General features: G+C 39.4%; 21 protein-coding genes. 16 read left to right on the top strand and 5 right to left on the bottom strand.

The annotated features are described in order from the left end of the window. From J7E37_RS09755 to J7E37_RS09765, 3 genes are all read left to right on the top strand, one after another. On the top strand, positions 1 to 1,035 hold the full coding sequence (locus tag J7E37_RS09755; protein WP_214781502.1) for a glycosyltransferase family 2 protein: 1,035 nt from the start codon (positions 1 to 3) through the stop codon (positions 1,033 to 1,035). Further along, positions 992 to 1,486 carry a GtrA family protein gene (locus tag J7E37_RS09760; protein ID WP_214781504.1) on the top strand — a complete coding sequence of 165 codons (495 nt, stop codon included), beginning with the start codon at positions 992 to 994 and terminating at the stop codon, positions 1,484 to 1,486. Before J7E37_RS09755 ends, J7E37_RS09760 begins: the two co-directional genes overlap by 44 nt. 125 nt (positions 1,487 to 1,611) lie before the next feature. Beyond that, a complete protein-coding gene (locus J7E37_RS09765) occupies positions 1,612 to 2,439 on the top strand; it encodes an undecaprenyl-diphosphate phosphatase (protein WP_214781506.1) in 828 nt (275 codons plus the stop codon). Positions 2,440 to 2,601: 162 nt separating this feature from the next. Here J7E37_RS09765 and J7E37_RS09770 read toward each other — a convergent pair whose 3' ends face one another. Then, positions 2,602 to 2,757: a YpzG family protein gene (locus J7E37_RS09770; RefSeq protein WP_192471666.1), complete on the bottom strand. Its 156-nt coding sequence runs from the start codon at positions 2,755 to 2,757 to the stop codon at positions 2,602 to 2,604. A 209-nt stretch (positions 2,758 to 2,966) separates the two neighbouring features. Here J7E37_RS09770 and J7E37_RS09775 point away from each other — a divergent pair, with 209 nt between their 5' ends. The 3 genes from J7E37_RS09775 (at position 2,967) to J7E37_RS09785 (ending at position 5,479) form a co-directional block, all read left to right on the top strand. Further along, positions 2,967 to 3,911 carry an ABC transporter ATP-binding protein gene (locus J7E37_RS09775; RefSeq protein WP_214781508.1) on the top strand — a complete coding sequence of 315 codons (945 nt, stop codon included), beginning with the start codon at positions 2,967 to 2,969 and terminating at the stop codon, positions 3,909 to 3,911. Then, complete coding sequence (locus tag J7E37_RS09780; RefSeq protein WP_214781510.1) at positions 3,908 to 4,852, top strand: ABC transporter permease; 945 nt, start codon at positions 3,908 to 3,910, stop codon at positions 4,850 to 4,852. The genes J7E37_RS09775 and J7E37_RS09780 overlap by 4 nt, the downstream gene beginning before the upstream one ends. Before the next feature lie 69 nt (positions 4,853 to 4,921). Then, a complete protein-coding gene (locus tag J7E37_RS09785) occupies positions 4,922 to 5,479 on the top strand; it encodes a GNAT family N-acetyltransferase (RefSeq protein ID WP_214781512.1) in 558 nt (185 codons plus the stop codon). Positions 5,480 to 5,766: 287 nt separating this feature from the next. Here the strand turns inward: J7E37_RS09785 and J7E37_RS09790 are convergent, their stop codons facing one another. After that, positions 5,767 to 7,884 (bottom strand): transglycosylase domain-containing protein, encoded by a 2,118-nt coding sequence (locus tag J7E37_RS09790; protein WP_214781513.1) that lies wholly within the window; start codon positions 7,882 to 7,884, stop codon positions 5,767 to 5,769. 712 nt (positions 7,885 to 8,596) lie between these two features. Further along, positions 8,597 to 8,992 (bottom strand): hypothetical protein, encoded by a 396-nt coding sequence (locus J7E37_RS09795; RefSeq protein WP_214781515.1) that lies wholly within the window; start codon positions 8,990 to 8,992, stop codon positions 8,597 to 8,599. Positions 8,993 to 9,315: 323 nt separating this feature from the next. Here J7E37_RS09795 and J7E37_RS09800 point away from each other — a divergent pair, with 323 nt between their 5' ends. The 3 genes from J7E37_RS09800 (at position 9,316) to J7E37_RS09810 (ending at position 11,766) form a co-directional block, all read left to right on the top strand. Beyond that, on the top strand, positions 9,316 to 10,254 hold the full coding sequence (locus J7E37_RS09800) for a magnesium transporter CorA family protein (protein WP_214781517.1): 939 nt from the start codon (positions 9,316 to 9,318) through the stop codon (positions 10,252 to 10,254). A 194-nt stretch (positions 10,255 to 10,448) separates the two neighbouring features. Beyond that, on the top strand, positions 10,449 to 11,579 hold the full coding sequence (gene spoIIP / locus J7E37_RS09805; protein WP_214781519.1) for a stage II sporulation protein P: 1,131 nt from the start codon (positions 10,449 to 10,451) through the stop codon (positions 11,577 to 11,579). Then, positions 11,572 to 11,766, top strand: coding sequence for a hypothetical protein (locus J7E37_RS09810; protein WP_214781521.1), 195 nt, complete (start codon positions 11,572 to 11,574; stop codon positions 11,764 to 11,766). Before spoIIP ends, J7E37_RS09810 begins: the two co-directional genes overlap by 8 nt. A gap of 222 nt (positions 11,767 to 11,988) precedes the next feature. On the opposite strand, the gene corA is transcribed toward J7E37_RS09810, so the two are convergent. Both corA and J7E37_RS09820 read right to left on the bottom strand, forming a co-directional pair. Then, positions 11,989 to 12,939 carry a magnesium/cobalt transporter CorA gene (corA, locus tag J7E37_RS09815; RefSeq protein WP_214781523.1) on the bottom strand — a complete coding sequence of 317 codons (951 nt, stop codon included), beginning with the start codon at positions 12,937 to 12,939 and terminating at the stop codon, positions 11,989 to 11,991. 165 nt (positions 12,940 to 13,104) lie between these two features. Next, positions 13,105 to 13,617, bottom strand: a complete 513-nt coding sequence (locus J7E37_RS09820; protein WP_214781525.1) for a CBO0543 family protein — start codon at positions 13,615 to 13,617, stop codon at positions 13,105 to 13,107. Positions 13,618 to 13,705: 88 nt separating this feature from the next. Here J7E37_RS09820 and J7E37_RS09825 point away from each other — a divergent pair, with 88 nt between their 5' ends. From J7E37_RS09825 to J7E37_RS09855, 7 genes are all read left to right on the top strand, one after another. Continuing rightward, positions 13,706 to 14,089 (top strand): VOC family protein, encoded by a 384-nt coding sequence (locus J7E37_RS09825; protein ID WP_214781527.1) that lies wholly within the window; start codon positions 13,706 to 13,708, stop codon positions 14,087 to 14,089. Positions 14,090 to 14,179: 90 nt separating this feature from the next. Next, positions 14,180 to 14,911 (top strand): ZIP family metal transporter, encoded by a 732-nt coding sequence (locus J7E37_RS09830; RefSeq protein WP_214781579.1) that lies wholly within the window; start codon positions 14,180 to 14,182, stop codon positions 14,909 to 14,911. 123 nt (positions 14,912 to 15,034) lie between these two features. Then, positions 15,035 to 15,268, top strand: coding sequence for a group-specific protein (locus J7E37_RS09835; RefSeq protein ID WP_214781529.1), 234 nt, complete (start codon positions 15,035 to 15,037; stop codon positions 15,266 to 15,268). Positions 15,269 to 15,482: 214 nt separating this feature from the next. Next, positions 15,483 to 16,751 carry an MFS transporter gene (locus J7E37_RS09840; RefSeq protein ID WP_214781581.1) on the top strand — a complete coding sequence of 423 codons (1,269 nt, stop codon included), beginning with the start codon at positions 15,483 to 15,485 and terminating at the stop codon, positions 16,749 to 16,751. Between the two features lie 630 nt (positions 16,752 to 17,381). Then, positions 17,382 to 17,957 (top strand): glycerol-3-phosphate acyltransferase, encoded by a 576-nt coding sequence (locus J7E37_RS09845; protein WP_214779321.1) that lies wholly within the window; start codon positions 17,382 to 17,384, stop codon positions 17,955 to 17,957. Between the two features lie 632 nt (positions 17,958 to 18,589). Next, positions 18,590 to 18,658 carry a phage holin gene (locus tag J7E37_RS22475; protein ID WP_353050008.1) on the top strand — a complete coding sequence of 23 codons (69 nt, stop codon included), beginning with the start codon at positions 18,590 to 18,592 and terminating at the stop codon, positions 18,656 to 18,658. A gap of 82 nt (positions 18,659 to 18,740) precedes the next feature. After that, positions 18,741 to 18,926 (top strand): hypothetical protein, encoded by a 186-nt coding sequence (locus J7E37_RS09855; RefSeq protein WP_214779319.1) that lies wholly within the window; start codon positions 18,741 to 18,743, stop codon positions 18,924 to 18,926. Positions 18,927 to 19,112: the final 186 nt, after the last annotated feature.

The following is a 19,112-nucleotide window of genomic DNA, read 5'->3' on the forward strand; positions in this document are numbered from 1 at the left end:
ATGAAACCGCCAATCTTCACAATTATCGTACCTTGCTATAATGAAGAAGATGTTTTGGAAGAGACCATTGATCAGTTGGCAGCAAAGCTAAGTGAATTGATCAAGCAAAATATGGTATCAGAAAAAAGTAAAGTCTTATTCGTCGATGATGGGAGCGAGGATAGGACCTGGCACTTGATTTACAAAGCCAGTTTAGATAATGAAATGATTAAAGGGCTGAAGCTCTCAAGAAATGCAGGACATCAAAATGCTTTACTTGCCGGACTTTTTTCAGCAAAAGAGGCATCCGATTGCATGGTAACCATTGATGCTGATCTGCAAGATGACATTCATGCTATTAATGAAATGGTAAGGAAGTTCAGTGAAGGTTACGAAGTGGTATATGGTGTGAGAAGCAGCAGGGAGAGTGATACATTCTTTAAACGTTTTACTGCTGAAGGATTTTACAAGCTCATGGACAAGCTAGGGGTCAAACTAGTCTTCAACCATGCCGATTTTCGGTTGATGAGCAAGAGGGCCGTAGAAGAATTGGAGCATTTTTCGGAAAGCAATATGTTTCTTCGCGGGATTGTTCCATTAATAGGCTTTAACTCCACGATTGTTTATTACGAAAGAAAGGAACGTCATGCCGGTGAAACGAAGTACCCCTTGAAGAAAATGCTAGGGTTTGCTTTTGATGGAATCACTTCATTTTCAGTGACACCGATAAGGTTCGTGATGATTGTAGGATGCCTCTCTTTTTTCGTAAGCCTTGTTTTCGGTTTGTATTTTCTTACATTGAAGCTTTTTGGGAATACAGAACTCGGCTGGACTTCCTTAATAACCTCTATATGGCTTATTGGGGGCCTGCAGTTAATTGCGATTGGATTGGTAGGAGAGTATATAGGAAAAATTTACAAAGAAACTAAACGGCGCCCGAAATATATTATTGATGTTGACCTCTATAATCTGCCTGTATCGAGGAAGCTGATCAACATGGAAGGAGCAGATTATGAGCCAATCAGTGAAACTCGGAAGCTATCTGAGAATAACTAGCCAGCTGGCGCAAAGGATTGGAATTGGATCTGCAAGCTTTCCGGAATTTATTAAATTTCTGGTGGTCGGTTTACTCAATACCATTGTCGGAATGGGGCTGATGTATTTTTTGAAAAATGAACTGGAATGGCCGTTTTGGTATGCCACATTCGCTGGAAATACAGCAGGCGCTGCTGTCAGCTTTTTAATGAATAGGATTTACACATTTAAAAGCAGTGTTCCCATTCATGTTGGAGCAGCGAGATTCATTATAGTTGTGATGGCATGTTATTTTCTTTCCTTCTCAATCAGCCGTTTGATTACCCGGACAATGGACGCGATAACAGCAGGGCCATTTTTTATCGGCGCTGACAATACTGCAATCCTTCTAGGGTCGATCATTTACACACTCACGAACTATATTGGCCAAAAGTTCCTTGTTTTTAAGGGAAGTACTCAAAGCAGCTTATAATGCTGCTTTTTTTTATTGACTAAATGTCCAATTAAAGTTAAAAATTAATAAGTACATTTGCTTTTGTTTTTCGAAATTATGAGACAAGCTTTTAAATTTAACTCTTAAAGGAGCAAGACCACTTCATGAACATTTGGGAATTAATTGTGGCATTTATACTCGGTTTAGTAGAAGGATTAACTGAATTTGCACCTGTTTCGTCCACTGGCCATATGATTATTGTCGATGATTTGCTGTTACACTCTAAACAATTGTTTACAGAACCTGTTGCCAATACTTTTAAAGTAGTTATTCAATTAGGATCAATATTAGCTGTGGTAATTGTATTCAAAGATCGATTCATCAACTTATTAGGTTTGGAAAAAGGTGTTTCAATCGGGGATTCCCAAGGGAGGCTGAGTTTGCCTAAGGTAATTGCAGGTTTGATCCCTGCTGGGTTGACTGGCATTTTATTTGAGGACTATATTGATGAGCATCTATTTTCCGTAGAAACTGTCATCATCGGATTGGTAGTCGGCGCCTTTTTGTTGATAATTGCAGACCGCTTCCAACCCAAAACACTTAAGACTGAGGTTGTTGATCAAATCAGTTATAAACAGGCATTTGGAGTAGGTTTGTTTCAGTGTCTTGGGTTATGGCCAGGGTTTTCAAGGTCTGGTTCCACGATAGCGGGAGGAGTACTTCTCGGTATGAGCCATCGCGCGGCTTCCGATTTCACCTTCATAATGGCGGTTCCAATCATGCTAGGCGCCAGCGGGATATCTCTGTTAAAAAACTGGCAGTATTTTACCATTGATGCATTGCCATTTTTCACTGTAGGCTTTATCAGCGCATTTGTGTTTGCGTTGATTTTCATCAGATTCTTTTTGAAGCTTATCAATAAAATTAAATTAATGCCATTTGCGATCTATCGGATTATTTTGGCAGGAATCATTTATTTTATTTTTCTTTAAGGATTAATAAAGCTTGTTCCTTTCATAAGGCTTTTTTTCAAACTTTGTTGCTCCATAACAGCCTTCTATTAAGGCTGCAACATGGGAGCTTATTTTAAACAGGAAATCTGCTAAAAGGGAAAAGGCGCAATTCGCGCCTTTTCCCTTTTTAGTTTCAAAAAATCAAAACATGCGGTGCGCTTTAGCGTTACTCCTTGCAAGCAGCGTGTTCTTTGTTACCTGGGTTTCCCCATTTACCTGCGAGTTGGTATGCTTGCGCCTAGTCCAAGTGTGGTGGAAAAGTTGTGAGTGTGGATCCAAATGATCTTTATAACTCATACAATCACCTCATGATTGGATTTTTGAAACAGACGATATTCCAGCGAATATCATTTATATCGTTTGTATTAAGAGTGGGCAATATACAGTATAAAAATGAGGGCATTGTTAAGATATTCTTTTTTTGCTTTTTTTGTAACTTTTTACAATTTTCATCGTATTAATCTTTGTGAGGCCATGAAATAACATTTATGAAATGAGGAGATTCTATGTCGCAATTTGCCCTCGAGGTAAAAGAGTTGACTAAAACGATTGGAAAAAAAACAATCGTTGATGACGTGAGTTTTCAAGTGGAACGAGGTGAAATATTTGGACTTCTTGGTCCTAATGGTGCCGGAAAAACAACAATCATCCGAATGATTGTTAGCTTGATTAATCGCACAGGAGGAACTGTGCTTGTAAATGGCCATGATTTGGATGAGTCTTTTACAAAAGCAATGAATGAACTGGGTGCTATAGTGGAAAATCCTGAATTCTACAAATACCTTAGTGGATACAAAAATCTCAGACATTACGCGCGTATGGCATTAAGTGATATTACGGAAGAACGACTAAACGAAGTGACCAAGCTTGTAGGGCTTGAAAAAGCAATCCATGATAAAGTCCGCACTTATTCTTTGGGAATGCGCCAACGCCTCGGGGTGGCACAAGCGATTTTACATAAACCGTCTATTCTCATACTGGATGAGCCTACTAATGGACTAGACCCACAGGGAATTCGTGAGTTCAGGGATTATTTGCGCTTGCTTGCAAGCCAGGGAACATCTGTATTAGTGTCATCTCATTTATTGTCAGAGATGCAGCTGATGTGCGACCGATTTGCAATCATTGAAAAGGGGAAATTAATACATATTTCTTCTATGTATAATGATAATGAAACGTCTGAAGCTATTGAGGTTAAAACAATAGAAGTGGAGTTATCGAATCCCCGCCTTGCTTCTAAGCTTTTGACAGAACAGATGACAGATGTAAAAGTAACCTCCAGTAAAGGCAATCGTATAACCTTATCAGCGCGCAAAGAGCAAATCCCGAGGATTAACAAGCTATTTGTTGAAAATGAAATAGATGTCTTCGAAATATTAAATGTGAAAGCAACTCTTGAAGACCGGTTCCTTGAAATCACGAATAAAGGCAAGAAGGAGCAGATGATATGATTCCTTTAATCCAAAATGAGTTAATGAAGATATTTGGCAAAATGGCAAGCTGGATCTATATGATCATAATCGTGTTGGCCGTATTAATTGCCGGAATTATTTATATGAAATTCAGCGCAGATCCAAATCCAAATTGGCGTCAGGACACCCAGACAGAGATTACAATGCTTGAAAACCAGATGGCCTCTGCTTCTAATGACGAAAAGAAAATGATTCAGAACCAAATTGAGCAGACACAGCAATTTCTTGATCAGGATATTAACCCAAATGAAAAGACTAACTGGCATTTCATGAACGACGTAGTAGTGGGTGTGAGCTCACTTGTTACCTTGTTCGTAGTGGTGGTAGGCAGTGCCAATGTCGCTGCAGAATTCTCAGATGGAACCATCAAGCAGCTGCTGATTCGTCCACATCAGCGATGGAGAATACTGTTGTCAAAGTATATAGCAGTCATCATATATGCATTATTATTGGTCCTGACATTAATTGTATCGGGGTATATAATAGGATTGATTTTGTTTGGCAGTGGTGATTACAATATGAAGATATTTGAAATCACGCTTGAAGGAAGAAAGGTAGCCATAGTTGGTACACAATTCATGTTAAAAATGCTTTACTTCATTCCAAGTCTGCTGATCATCATGACAATTGCCTTTATGCTGTCAACATTATTTAAAAGCCAAGCTCTGGCGGTGGGAATCGGGATATTCGTTCTTTTCTTTTCTTCTACAATCGGCGGTATCATCCTGATGCTTGCTGATAAATATACATGGGCGAAATTCCTGATCTTCCCGCATCTGGATTTGACCGTGTATGCACTTCAGGATAGAATTCTTGAGGATATTACAATGCCTGTATCGCTAGCCATACTGGCTGTATATTACGCAATATTTATGATGCTCACCTTTTTCTTTTTCCAAAAGAGGGATATCAGTATTTAAGCAGAATAAGTTATAGAGCGGTCCTGTGACCGCTCTTTTTAAATGGAAATTGAAAGGGGAGAGGTGAAGGTGAATCCTATATTATTGGATTTTCCCGCTGAATTTGAAACAGACCGGCTTTTTATCAGAATGCCGCTGCCTGGCGACGGAGCTGTAACCTGTGAATCAATCAATGCATCATTAAAAGAACTTCAGCCATGGATGCCATTTGCCCAAAAAGAACAGAGTGTTGAAGAAACAGAAGTCGTTATCAGACAGGGGTATTTGAATTTTTTAAATCGGTCAGATTTGAGGCTTCTTGTATTCAAGAAAGATACCGGTGAATTTGTCGCCTCATCTGGTTTACATAAAATAAACTGGGACATACCCAAATTTGAAATTGGTTATTGGATTGACACTCGATATAGCGGGCAAGGGTACATGACCGAGGCTGTCCAGGGAATTACTGATTTTGCCATTCGGGAGCTTAAAGCCCGCAGGATCGAAATACGGTGTGATTCATTGAATACTAAAAGCAGGGCCATCCCCGAAAGACTCGGGTTTGCTCTCGATGGAATCCTAAAGAATGATTCAGTTTCCGTTGACGGGGATTTAAGGGATACATGCATTTATTCGAAGACATTCTAAAGGGTCTGCCAAGTGGAGTTGTTTTTCACTAATTTAGAGGTCACCAACCGTGACGGTTGGTGATCTTATTTTTGAGAATGGATATTTAGGTAGCTAATCACGGTCATTGGTGTCCTGATTTTCAAGAAACTGGATATTGAGGACACCAACAACGGCCCTTGGTGTCCGAATTTTCAAGAAACTGGATATTTAAGTCACCAATCTGAAAAAATGATTCCACAACACCATTTGACACCAGCAGTCGAGCAATTAAATAGAGCAGCCAATTCAGGCTGCTCGAATTTCATTTATTCTCCTTGCCACTCACGTAGTTTATCAAACACCTTATCTCCGACTTTAGCGGCATCTTCCTGCATTTGATCAAATACTTTTTTCCATTTTGGCGCTTCCTCTTTCAGTTTTTCTTCAACCTTGCCAGCGCGTTCTTTTAATTCTTTCTCCAGTTCAGTTGCTTTTTCCCTGATTGCTTTTTCTGTTTCTTCATAATCAATAACAGCACCGGACTTCCGTTCGTTGATTGATTGTACCTTGAATTCCTCCCGCTCAATGTGAGGCACTGTCTCTTCCATGATTGCCCTGAAGAGAGGCACTACATCCCTTGAGCTGCTGCTGGATAAATAATGGTTGCGGTCTGTCTTGTCATATCCCAGCCATACAGCGCCAACGATGTTCGGTGTATACCCAACAAACCATTGATCCTTTGTTCCGTTGATATCTGCGTAAGGGAGCTGTGTAGAGCCAGTTTTCCCTGCAATCTCGACACCCTCAATATTTGTCCCTTTCCCTGTACCTGTTTCAACAACATTCAGTAACATCGATGTCATTTCATTGGCAACTGATTTGGAAGTAACGCGCGTTGTTGATCCATCACGTTCTGCGATGACCTTGCCAGTAGGACCAACAATTTTGGTAATCAAGTGGGCATCATGACGTTTCCCTCCATTTGGAAAGACAGAATAAGCTTCAGCCATCTTTAGAGGGGAAACACCATTGTGCATTCCTCCAAGGGCGAGGGCCAGGTTCTGGTCCTCTTTTTCCACTTTGATTCCAAATCTTCTAACAGCGTCGATTCCTTTATTCAAACCTATTTCATTCAATAGCCAAATTGCAGGTATGTTAATGGACTTTTCCACGGCCTCATACATGGGAACTTCTCCTTGGTAAGTATCAGAGAAGTTCTTTGGACTGTAATTCTTAAATGACATCTTCTCGTCAACAAGCATGGAGTCATATTCATAGCCTTCTTCAAGTGCCGGGGTATATACAGCAAGTGGTTTCATTGTTGAACCGGGCTGAGCCCTCAGGTGGGTTGCACGGTTAAATCCTCTGAAAACTTTCTCGCCGCGTCCGCCAACCAATGCACGGACGCCTCCATTATCCGGATCAAGCAGGACTGATCCACTTTGTACTAGAACATCACTGGCCCGATCAGGGAATAGATAATCCTGTCGGTATACTTTTTCCAGGCCGGATTGTATGTCCTGGTCCAGTTCAGTATGAATTCGATAGCCTCTTGTCATGATTTCATCCTGTGTGAGACCATATTTACTAGTTGCTTCATCCAAAACAGCATCAACATATGAAGGGTATTTTCGGTCGGCGAGAGAACCGCCCCCATCTTCCAATTCAATTTTCTCTGACTTTGCTTTTTTGTACTCGGTATCAGATATCATCCCTAGTTCGTTCATTTTAGAAAGAACAACATTCCTGCGTTTGATGGCAGCCTCGTAATTGTTGTAGGGATCCAGGGCAGAAGGTGCCTTAAGCAAGCCGGCTAGCAAAGCAGCCTCACTAATGGTGACATCCTGAATATCCTTTGCGAAATATTTCTTGCTGGCATTGTTAATTCCAAATGCTCCACTGCCGAAATATACCTGGTTCAGGTACATTTCTATGATTTCATCCTTTTCATACACCTTTTCAAGCTCGACAGCCAAAAATAATTCTTCTGCTTTACGTTTGTATGTCCGCTCTGAAGATAACAGAGCATTTTTGGTCAGCTGCTGGGTAAGGGTACTGCCACCACCGGTGATTCCTCCAGCTAAAAGGTTTCCAAAGAAAGCACGGGCGATACCTTTTATATCGAATCCGTTATGTTCATAGAACCGTTCATCTTCAATTGCAATGACGGCATTTGGGACATGCTCTGGCATATCTTTTATCGACACACCACCAGTTCGGTTGGTAGCAAGCTTGCTTGCTTCATCACCATTCTGATCATAAATGGTGGTAGCCTGGCTCAATCCATCCTTTAGGGTCTGAACATTTGCCCTGCTTGCAATAAAGGCGAACCAAAGGATCGACAACAATATGAAAACCAATAAGATTAATAACGAGATTTGAGTCAGGTGGCGTCGCTTCCAGAATCGAACAACTGCCTCCCAGAATCTTTGCAGTAAGTGCATATGATTTCTCCTTTTAAGAATGAAGGTTTTAGTACATATTCAGGTTGACAGAATCAGGACTGTTTCCTAATTTAAATTCCATTATATATGATTTGATGGATTTCAGGAAAGTTGCAGCCATTTCTATGGAGGCAGGAGACACTATGAGTTATGGTTGCCTGATATGTCAGTGAGCAGAAATTCGCTCAGTTACTCAATTAAAGGGGAAAGGAAATAATGAAATGTTATGTATTCCTCTAAACGTGGAGTTGTGGGCATAAATGGTAAAAATACATCAAAACGAATTAATGTAGTCTAATCAATTGGGGCAACAAATGAAACTATTAGAAGAAATGTTGGTACTCTTAGGCAGGGAGGTCACAATTCTCCCATAGATGTTGTTTGTGGCGCTGTTTATTCCTATGAACCAATCACGGTGATTCATGAGGGACAGTAAAATGTGGAGTACTTACGCAAAACCCAATATTCAATCGACGATATATTGTTAATGTTACGGAAAAAAACATTTTTAATGCTCGGGATGTAAGGGTAGGAATACTGTAGGCTAGTCATGAAAAATGCGAAAAAAATACAGTAACTTTGGAAGACAGGAATATCAGCAGAACAAGTGATGATTTGGCGTTGCCTCTTATCAATGACGGAAAGCTGTACAAGAAGGTTTTTAGTTAAAAATAAAAAGGCGAACCTATGATTCGCCTTTTTACATTACTATTTACCAACCAGCTGGGAGCATCGCAACCGGCATAAGAGATACCTTATAAGTGTATCCGCCATCCTCTGTTCCAGTTGGCCATAAAGCTGTTGCCATATAGATCACTTTAACAGTGTTATTCTGAGAAAACTCTGTTACGTATACAATCCTGTTGGCCATAAAGGCAATTTGTTCTTGAGTCCAAAGGATCCTGTCAGCCATGAAGCCAATCTGGTCAACTGTATAAAGAACTCCGTCCAATGTTTGTGAATAAGAATCAGCACCCATCTGCCCTACAGTTACCAGAACATCAGCGGCTGTAGTTGCAGCCTCAGCTTTTTGCTTTGGAATACCAACAGCAAGTAAAGATAAAACCATTGCAAAAGCAATGAATGATTTTGTCATTTTATTTAACATATCAAATCTTCCTCCTGTTTTATACCCTAACAGGTATTTCTTGTGTTATTAATATATACCCTATTGGGTATTATGTAAATTATTTTATCAAAATTTAATTTTTCATTTAAAGTTCTCATTGTAGTTTTACCCTGTCAGGAGTAAGATGTAAGAGGCGAAAAAAGAAAGGAGTTGGTATCTTTGGGTTATTCAAAAGAACCTGATCCCGAAAGGTGCGGGGAAGTCGATCATCTATTAGATTTGATACAATTGAATGCTGCAAGACTATCAACTCTGAAAAAGGGTAGTTGGCTTCCTCAATAATTGAAGAGGAGGTTGATCGAATGCTTGAAATCTATAAAAGCAGTGAAGAAAGACATTTAACACGTGTTGAAGAAATTATAAAAGGCTGTTGGGTTAATATGGTACACCCTTCTGAAGATGAAATCATCAAAGTGGCGAATGAAACAGGAGTCGCAGTTGATTTTATAAAGGATGCCCTTGATGATGAAGAGCGGCCAAGAATTGAAAAGGAAGACGGAATTGTCTATATAATTGTTGACTATCCATACATCACTCACGATGAATCTGGCTTCCCGATCTATGAAACCATTCCAGTTGGAATCATTCAAACACCGAATTGTATCATAACTGTTTCTCTAAAAGAGACACCTGTATTGAATGAATTCAAGACAAACAGAGTAAAGGAATTTTATACTTTTAAGAAAACGAGATTTGCCCTGCAAATCCTTTATGTGATTTCAATTTATTATTTGCGATACCTGAAACAAATCAATAAAAAGACAAATGAGATTGAGCGCGAGCTGCATCAATCTATGAAAAATAAGGAATTGTATGCATTTCTCGCATTAGAGAAAAGCTTGGTTTACTTTACCACATCACTTAAATCCAATAAAGTCGTGCTTGCCAAAATCATGCGCTTCAATTATTTGAAAATGTATGAAGAGGATAAAGATTTGCTGGAGGATGTCATCATTGAGAATACTCAGGCCATTGAAATGGCTGAGACATACAGCTCCATTTTAAGCGGAATGATGGATGCATTCGCCTCTATTATTTCAAATAATCTTAATATGGTAATGAAGTTTCTTACATCCATTACTATTATTCTATCGTTTCCGACTATGGTAGCAAGCTTCTACGGCATGAACGTTGATCTTCCATTTCAACACAATCCGTATGCGTTTATCCTGGCAATCAGTATGGCCGTCTTATTAGCCGGATTAACCGCATTTGTTTTTTGGAAAAAGAAATATTTCTAACTGAGCGTCTGGACATCTGTCCAGGCGTTTTTTAGTCTAGGCTTTTCGTAAAAATTGGTCATTCAATGCTATTTTTTAGTCGCTAGCGACAAAATTTGAGAAAGAGCCTTAGTCTAAAATCTTCATTTGTACATATCTATGGATTAACAGAGAGTGTACTTGCAAATTGGTATCACATGCAAAAGGGTGATTGAATGGCTGGAATATGGGTCAATCTTTATAGAAAAATGGTTTCAACTTTAATTATTATTGTTTGCACATTCAGTTTTTTTCTAATAGCCGGTTTCATTTCTTCTTCGAACATCAGCATTTTTAAATTCAAAGTAAACGGAGATATTGGAGCAGAAGTTTTCCTGAGGATCATAAGTTATGAGAACCCATTGATTGGACATGCATTGACAGGGTCCAATGCTGATTTACCCATATTTTCTACTGGATTCAAATTGCTTACAAACATTGAGATGAATGATCTTAGGAGTCTGGTCAGGACTGGAATCCCAGGGTTTATGGCATTTGATTCAAACTTTCTAATTGCCGATGAAGGTGTTGATTTTACGGATATCCCAATCGAATCTGCTCCTCCAATGGAGGTTCTGCTGCAGGAAAGGAATATGGCAGCGAATGAATTGAAGGAGCTGAACAGCGGGAAAATATATACCGGTTCATCACCAACAGAAAAATCGGTATTCATTTATCATACTCATAGTTGGGAATCCTACCTGCCATTGCTTGGACTGGAAGGGGCAGAGAATGAAAATGAAGCTGTTGATGGAAAGACGAATATCACCATTGTTGGTGATTTGCTCGGAACGGAATTGGAGAAGCGAGGGATTGGAGCAAGCGTAGATAAGACCAATATAGGCCAGGAGCTGGATAAAAAAGGATGGCTGACACATAAGTCATACGAAGTTTCTCGGTCATTGGTTCAAGAGGCAATGGCTGGCAATAAGAAATTAGAATATTTTATTGATCTTCACCGAGACTCTGTAAGGAAGGATTCGACCACAACAACGATCAATAATGAGCCTTATGCCAGATTAGTTTTTGTAATAGGCGAGGAAAATAAGAACTTTCAGAAGAACCTGAAGTTCGCAAACGACCTTCATAAAATCCTTAATAAGAATTATCCAGGCATCAGCAAGGGAGTATTACCCAAAAAGGGAATCGGCGTAGATGGAATATACAATCAGGATCTGCATGCAAACACACTGGTAGTAGAGGTTGGCGGTGTTGACAACAATATGAGGGAATTGAAGAATACAATAGAAGCGTTAGCAGATGCGATCAGCCAGCTTTACTGGGAGGCGGAAGAAGTCAATGGCTGAATATCATGAAAAATATCTCTGGCTCGTATGGACGATAGCCACTTCGCTGTTATCGTATTATTATTTTCCGTTCACGGTTACACTTACATTTTTCTTATCAGGAATCATGGTAAGCAGTAAATGCCTGATCGAGGATTTTATAAACCTGCAGCAGGACGATGAAAAGCAGAACGAAAAAAACCATTGAAGCCTGTGCTGTGGCTTCAATGGTTTTTGCATTATTTGGCTGTTTTCGTGAAGAGCCTGCTAAAATCCTAAAGCCGATTTTAACGTGATAAAAAACCATTTTGTAGGTCGGTATTAAGTGTGCAAGCTCTTTTCTCATAAGATGCTTTTATTTTGTGAAGAAACATAGGTCATTCAATCCTATTTTGTAGTCAATAGCAACAAAGTTTGAGAAAAGAGCCCTTTATTTAAACCAGCCCTTTTTCCTGAACCAGAAGAACATGGTCATTCCAATGACAAACATGGCAAACAATGCTCCAAAGTATCCAAATTGCCAGGAGAGTTCCGGCATATTCTCAAAATTCATCCCGTAGATTCCCGCTATGAAGGTGAGGGGCATGAAAATGGTTGTAATCACAGTCAGCACTTTCATTACCCTATTGGTTTCATGTGAATTGATTGACAAGTAGCTGTCCCGCATATCTGTTGTCAGTTCACGGCTTGCTTCCACCTTTTCTGCCAGTCTCAATAAATGGTCATGAATATCGGCGAAATATTCTTTTTGTTCAAGCACTCCTGATAGACGATGAGAATTAATCATCCTGTATACCAAATCCCTCATTGGAGTGATGGTATGCCTTAATGAGAGCAGTTCATGTCTAGTATCAAATAAGTCTTCAAGAAGTTCCTCCATTGACCGGTCGGCTGAATTCTCATCAATATCATTCAATAAATCCTCTATTCGATATACATGAGGAAAATAATTATCGACTATCTTATCCAAAACATGATAGAGAACAATCGATGGGTTCCATTCACCAGGTGCCTTTGCAAACTCTAATCTCTTCCAGACATCTTCTACTTCACTTGTGCGGACGCTATGGTATGTAACAATGTAGTTCTGTCCAAGGAATAAATCAACCTCTTCTTTTTGCATAGACTCCCCGTTCAATGCCTGAAAAACAAAAAAATGATAATCATCATAATAATCGAGCTTAGGTCTTTGAAGTGTATGGATACAATCTTCAATGGATAAAGGGTGAAACTGTAATGGCGCGTTCAATAATCGGATTTCTTCATCAGTAGGTTCACTGAAATCGATCCAATACCAATGATTAGTGTCTGATAGCAATGCGTCGATGCTTAGACCAGTTTGGATGTCCCCTGAAGGACTAACAGAAATTGTACGTATCATAAATTCTCCCGGAAAACTGTAATCTAGGCCATTTTATTATGATTGCTTATTAGACAAAGCAAGCAATCGTCAAAGATGTTAATAACCTCTTTCTATTATATTAGCAATGATGTCCAGGAATCAAAGCAGAAGCCATGAGCATATTAATTGGCAGAGACAGGAAGGTTACTTCAAGTCACCGAATGAAGGATGATGGAAAAAAAGCAGTATTGCTATAATGGGAATAGAAAGCAATATGCCATATAAAGGCCGTTTATAGTGGATACCGAGAACAGAAAACATAATGACATTGAAGAGAGCCGAATTAATTATTCCCCATCCATTTTCATAAATAAACATTCCAGTCCTTTGGAAAAAGTATTCAACAACAGTAAATATAGTTACCCATGCAGCTAGATAGGATAGAGTATTTTTAAACTTTTTTGGGATATGTTTTAGATAGATCATTAACACGATGGGGATGATGATCAAACTAAATGCCAACTCAATGAATGTATGATTCAGCCAAGGTGATTTTGGCTTATAAGCCCATAACGTATGATTGAAGAATATAAAGTTATACATTAAATTACATATTATATAAAATTGAATCGTTGGATAGAAATTCTCCCATCGTTTCCAGTCAACCAAAAAATAAGCAAGTATCAGAACCACCGCCACAGTAATAGCAAGAAACATAACATGACTTCCTTTTTTATTTTGTCATAGTCTTTCCAATTGCAGGGTTCAAAATACAAAACAAGGTTTTGCCAGGAGGATGTTTGAGATGCTGCACCATGTTGAAATCAATGTAACAGATCTAAATAAAGCCAGTGAATTTTGGGGCTGGTTTCTAAGTGAGTTGAAATATGAAGTCTATCAGGAATGGGATAGGGGCATAAGTTGGAAGTTTAATACGACCTATATAGTTTTTGTACAAGCCGAAGAAAAGTTTATTAAATCTGGATATCACCGATCCCGCGTGGGTTTGAATCACCTTGCTTTTTATGCAGAATCACGAGAACAGGTGGATCAAATGACGGCAAAACTTAAGGAAAGAGATCTTACCATCCTTTATCAAGATAGACACCCTTTTGCAGGGGGAACAGATCACTATGCAGTATTTTTTGAAGGACCTGATCGCATGAAGGTTGAATTGGTTGCACCATGAACGACATTGATAAATTTTTTCCAAGTGTAACTTCCTGATTTAAGGGAAAAGTATTTTACTTTTGTAAATTAGGAGGCATTGGAAAAAGTTATGGCAGAAGCATTTTTAGGGATTGTCATCTCTGCAATGGCAACAGGAATCGGAGCACTTCCAGTTTTGTTTCTAAATAATGTCTCATCAAGGTTAAAATCATTACTCCTTGGTTATGCTTCGGGGATAATGATGGCGGCCACAACCTTCAGTTTGATACCAGAATCTTTGAAATCATCAAATATCTGGGTATTATCCATCGGTATGTTATTAGGGACATTTGTATTAAATTTTATTAATTCGAAGACGGAAGATCTGGACACAAGTGACTTTAAATTTTTATCAGGTGTTAATCGAAAAACATTAGTCATCATTACAGCAATAACACTGCATAATTTGCCCGAGGGGCTTTCAGTCGGAGTTAGTTACGGTACCGGGGAAGAAAATCTTGGTTCAATCATTGCCTTTGCAATCGGCCTGCAAAATGCACCTGAAGGATTTCTCGTTGGACTTTATTTAATCCATCAGAAAATGTCTAGGATGAAGGCCCTTTTGATTGCTACCTTTACGGGAGCTGTAGAAATAGTAACGGCAGCAATTGGATATTTCCTCGCTTCTGAAGTGGAAGGTCTTGTACCCTATGGATTGAGTTTTGCCGCGGGGGCAATGCTCTTCGTCATATACAAAGAACTGATCCCGGAAAGCCAGGAAGATCATCATGTGAAATTTCCAACGTATTCATTTATCCTCGGCTTGATTTCAATGCTCTACCTCACTATACATTTCGGTTAGTAAAAGACCTTGAATTCGAGGCCATAAAACTTCCATTAGACAGGAAATGGCCGGAATAAAAATTTTGGGTAAAACGAAGAGAGTCTGGTATTCTAATGGTATATATACTAGGAGGGATCATTTATGGGAGAATGCAATATTGACCACAGCAAAACGGATGTCCAGGAAAAATATCAATCACAAAAGGAATTCCTTCCACAGGACATGCATCCATTGTTCAACCGATTTTTTGAGGAAGAACATACCCAGGACATCTTGAACGAGGTATTTCATTTGTTAAAGAAGTATGACCTTGCGACAGAGGAAGAAAGAAGCGAACGGAACAATAGATTGAACTTAGTTCTAAAGAATGTATAATTGAGTGCAAAGGGGCCATGTGCTCCTTTTTTTTGTGGAGTAATTCAGAGTTAATAACTCAAAAGAAGAATTGAAAGCAAACATGAATTTCCAGAAGATTCTTTGTTTATTTTGTAAAAGAAAAACATATTGTCAGGAAAAACCAGAAGGAGTAAAATTAGGTGGATATTTCGATATCCAAAATAATTTGAATGATTCGAAAGAAGAGGAATGTATGGAAAGTCCTTCACAAATAACTAAGAGGAATGAAAAGAATAGCATTATAAATGGTGTCGCTTCAACAATTGTCACAAGTATGAGCAATAACTACTTCGCATTATTTGCAATTAGTGTTCTTGGTGCCACGAATTATCAGGTTGGGTTAATCAGTTCTCTGCCTCAAATAGTTGGCATGTTCGCTATGATCCTTGCTACCGTAATCATGGGCAGGCTGAGAGAAAAAAAGAGGTTTACTGGTACCTCGATTTTGTTTACTCGTTTATTTTTGCCAGGAATGTTTTTGGTCATTTACCTGCCGGAAGAATACAGGGCCTGGACATTTGTATTACTGATTGGCCTTATGAATCTTCCCGGTTCCTTCGCGATGCTTAGCTGGCAGTCATTTATCGGAGACCTTATTTCAGACAGCCGCAGGAGCAGTTTTTTTAGTGAGAGGAACAGGATACTGACCATTGCTGGTATGTTTACGACATTGATGATTGGAGTAGGGCTGCAATGGTTTGATAAGTCGGATCCACTGCCATATCAAATCCTCTTCATTCTCGCATTCCTCTTTGGGATAGTAGAAGTAGTGTATTTAAATAGACATATAGAACAGAAGAAAGAAATTGTTAGAGATAAGAAACGATTTAATTTTGGCTGGGATGCTTATAAACATAAACCATTCATTTATTTCTTGATCTGCGGCTTGTTCTTCAACTTTGCCTGGCAGCTGGCCTGGCCTTTGTTTAATATTTACAACATCAAAGTCGCTCATATGACTGGGTTCTGGATCAGCATCATAACTGTGGCGAATCAAGTTGGCCAGATCATCAGTTTTAAGTGGTGGGGAAGGATGGCTGACAAGCACAGCAATGCAAAAATGCTGGCGATTACAGCGGTAGGAATGGCATCGGCCCCATTCCTAACGATACTCTCAACAAATATGTATTACCTGACCTTCGTCAACTTTACTTCTGGTCTGTTTGTTTCGGGAACCGTGCTTTTGTTATTTAATCAGCTGCTGGAAGTGACGAAGGAGGAGAATCGGGGAAGCTTTATCGCACAATACAATATCCTGTTAGCGATAATTGGTTTTATTGCACCGCAGGTTGGGGTTTACCTGCTTCAATTAAGTTCAATTGATACGGCCATGAATCTTGCGGCAGTCTTAAGATTGGTATCTGGCGCTGTATTTTTACTATTCTATATCTATATGAAAATTGATAGGGAAGCGGACCGCCATCTGCTGGACCAGGCAACTCAAATAGGAAAACAAGGATAGAAATCATTCCCGGTCTCTTCTGGCCGGGATTTTTTATGGTTAAGGAATTTATAAAAGTTATTGAGTAGTGGATAACTCTCTGAAGTTTTCTTAATCCAGCTCCAGCGCCTAGCCCCTCGAGTCGCTTGTCTAGCTGCGGCTCCTAACTCCTCGAGACGTTTCGGTCCTGCCAATGAAGTCAAAGAGCGACTTCACTGTCAGGCCCTCCAACGCTTGTCGGAGTTGGGCAGTCGCCTCCGCTTTTCGAATTGTCTAGTGTCGCCTCCTAGAAACTCCGAAACTTCAACTCCGCCGGCAGGGTCGGAGTCTCCAGTTTCTGCGTTTCTAAGCAGTCGGCTATACTTTTCGAGTTCGGTCCTGCCAATGAGGCAAAGAACGACTTCACTGTCAGGCCCTCCGAGGCACACGATGTGCTAGACCCTCCAGCCGCAGGATAAGGAAAGCTTCGAAGCGAATCATCGCACGACCGAAAGCGGTAGCTTTTGGGAGGACGTGGCGTCATAGGAGGGCAGCGCTTGTCGGGGCTTAACGAGGCGCTTGCGCTTTTTGTTCTGGGATTTTAGTTGAAGGAATTTATTGGCTTTTTAACGAATAAACTCTACTAATATTATTAGGACAGGTTGTGTCGCCATGGTTATTTTTAGTTACCTTTTAATTTCATATCTTGTTGGCAGCTTGATGGCTGGCTATTTCGTTGTTAGGTTCCTTGGGAGAAAGGATATAAGAGTTGAAGGCAGCGGTAACGTTGGGGCGAGGAATGCAGGCCGGGTACATGGAAAGCTATCATTTATTTTGACTTTTCTTGGTGATGCGCTAAAAGGGGTATTAGTAATCATTCTTGGTGAATATTTAAAACTGCCGCCTGAATTAACAATAACTGGACTGGGATTTGCAATACTTGGCCATGTTAAGCCAATTACTTTAAAATTTAAAGGTGGAATGGGGATTTCTACATTTATAGGAGGCATGCTCGCCTTCGAACCGTTAACAGCCTTGGTTATTATTTCGGGTTTTCTTTTACTTTATCCCTTTTTAAAGAGTTTTACATTTGCAGGACTGGGTTCCTTTGTTTTAATTCCTGTATTTTTTTATTTCCTGGCAATCCATCAACTTGCCATTTTAGTTTCAGCCATACTCGTAATGATCATAATATTCATTCACCGTGAAGATATTTCCGAAAGATTAGATAAAAAAAGGAAAAATTAATACGAGAGGGACAAAGCAGAAGACCAATTCCAGCTGCGAGTAATTTAATTAAATAGAAAGGAAAAGTTGGAAGGAGTGGTGGATTTTTTTGATTGGAGTGTCAGTTTCAGAAATACTCCTGGGCTAATGTTTTAATCTTATTAATATTTCGGTTCGAAAAAGTTAGGGAAGGCAGCTTTCTTTACACTATTACTTGATGGTAAAACAGCCCTTGATCTCGCAAATCTTGGCAAGTAGTAAAGCATGAAGATGCACATCTACCAGGTTTTTAATGATATGATGGAGTGATTTTTCCAGTTATCATTTTTACTCACAAAAAAATGTTTTTATTGCTTGAATTTTCCTGTCCAAATAACTCTGTTTTTTTCCTTAATATGGTTGACGGCATGATTATGGTTGGTTTTCGGGCAATTCCGCTCTTTTTTCGGGAGATTATTCCGCTTGATTGGGAGATTGCGCTGGAAGATCGGGTAATTATCGGTGCTCATTAAGAGAATAATGTTTCTAGTAATCTTTTTCTTCAAAAATCGGATGCTTTTTTACTCGATTATATACATTGAATAAGCAATTAATGATTAACAGCAACAATATTGGTGAACGGAGTATTCATGATTCCTGCCTAGCTAGGAATCATCCAAGACCCAACCACTAAAGGATGCAGAGACAATAAAAGGGCAATGCAATACAAGCACCCAAACTGAAACCAGTTTATGTTTAGGATTCGCACATTTTGAGGTAAAGAATTGAATAGGATATTGTATCCATTTGAAAGGAGCCTGAAATATGTGGAACTGGATTTGGCTCTTGCTGCTGCCAATCGTTGTTTTGCTGCTGATAGAAGAAGGAAGTCAATTTATTTGGAGATGGTATTTAAAAAACCCGAAGAAGGGAAACAATGCCATTTTAAACCGGATTCATAACAGCTTTAAAAAACTTCAGCAGAAATATCGCAAGGATCCTTCGCATTGATGTGGGGATTCTTTTTTAAGCTTCTTTTCGTTAACTTTATTGCTTGCTCAAACAGAATGTACGTGAATGAACAGGAACAATCAAGGCGAAAACAGCCTGTTTTTAAAATCGTAAAGATTGTTGTTAAAATCCTAAAGCCGATTTTAAGGTAATGTGCCATTTTGCAGGTCGGTATTTAGTTTGCAT

The sequence above is a fragment of the Bacillus sp. ISL-39 genome, from assembly GCF_018613295.1.
GTDB lineage: Bacteria > Bacillota > Bacilli > Bacillales > Cytobacillaceae > Mesobacillus.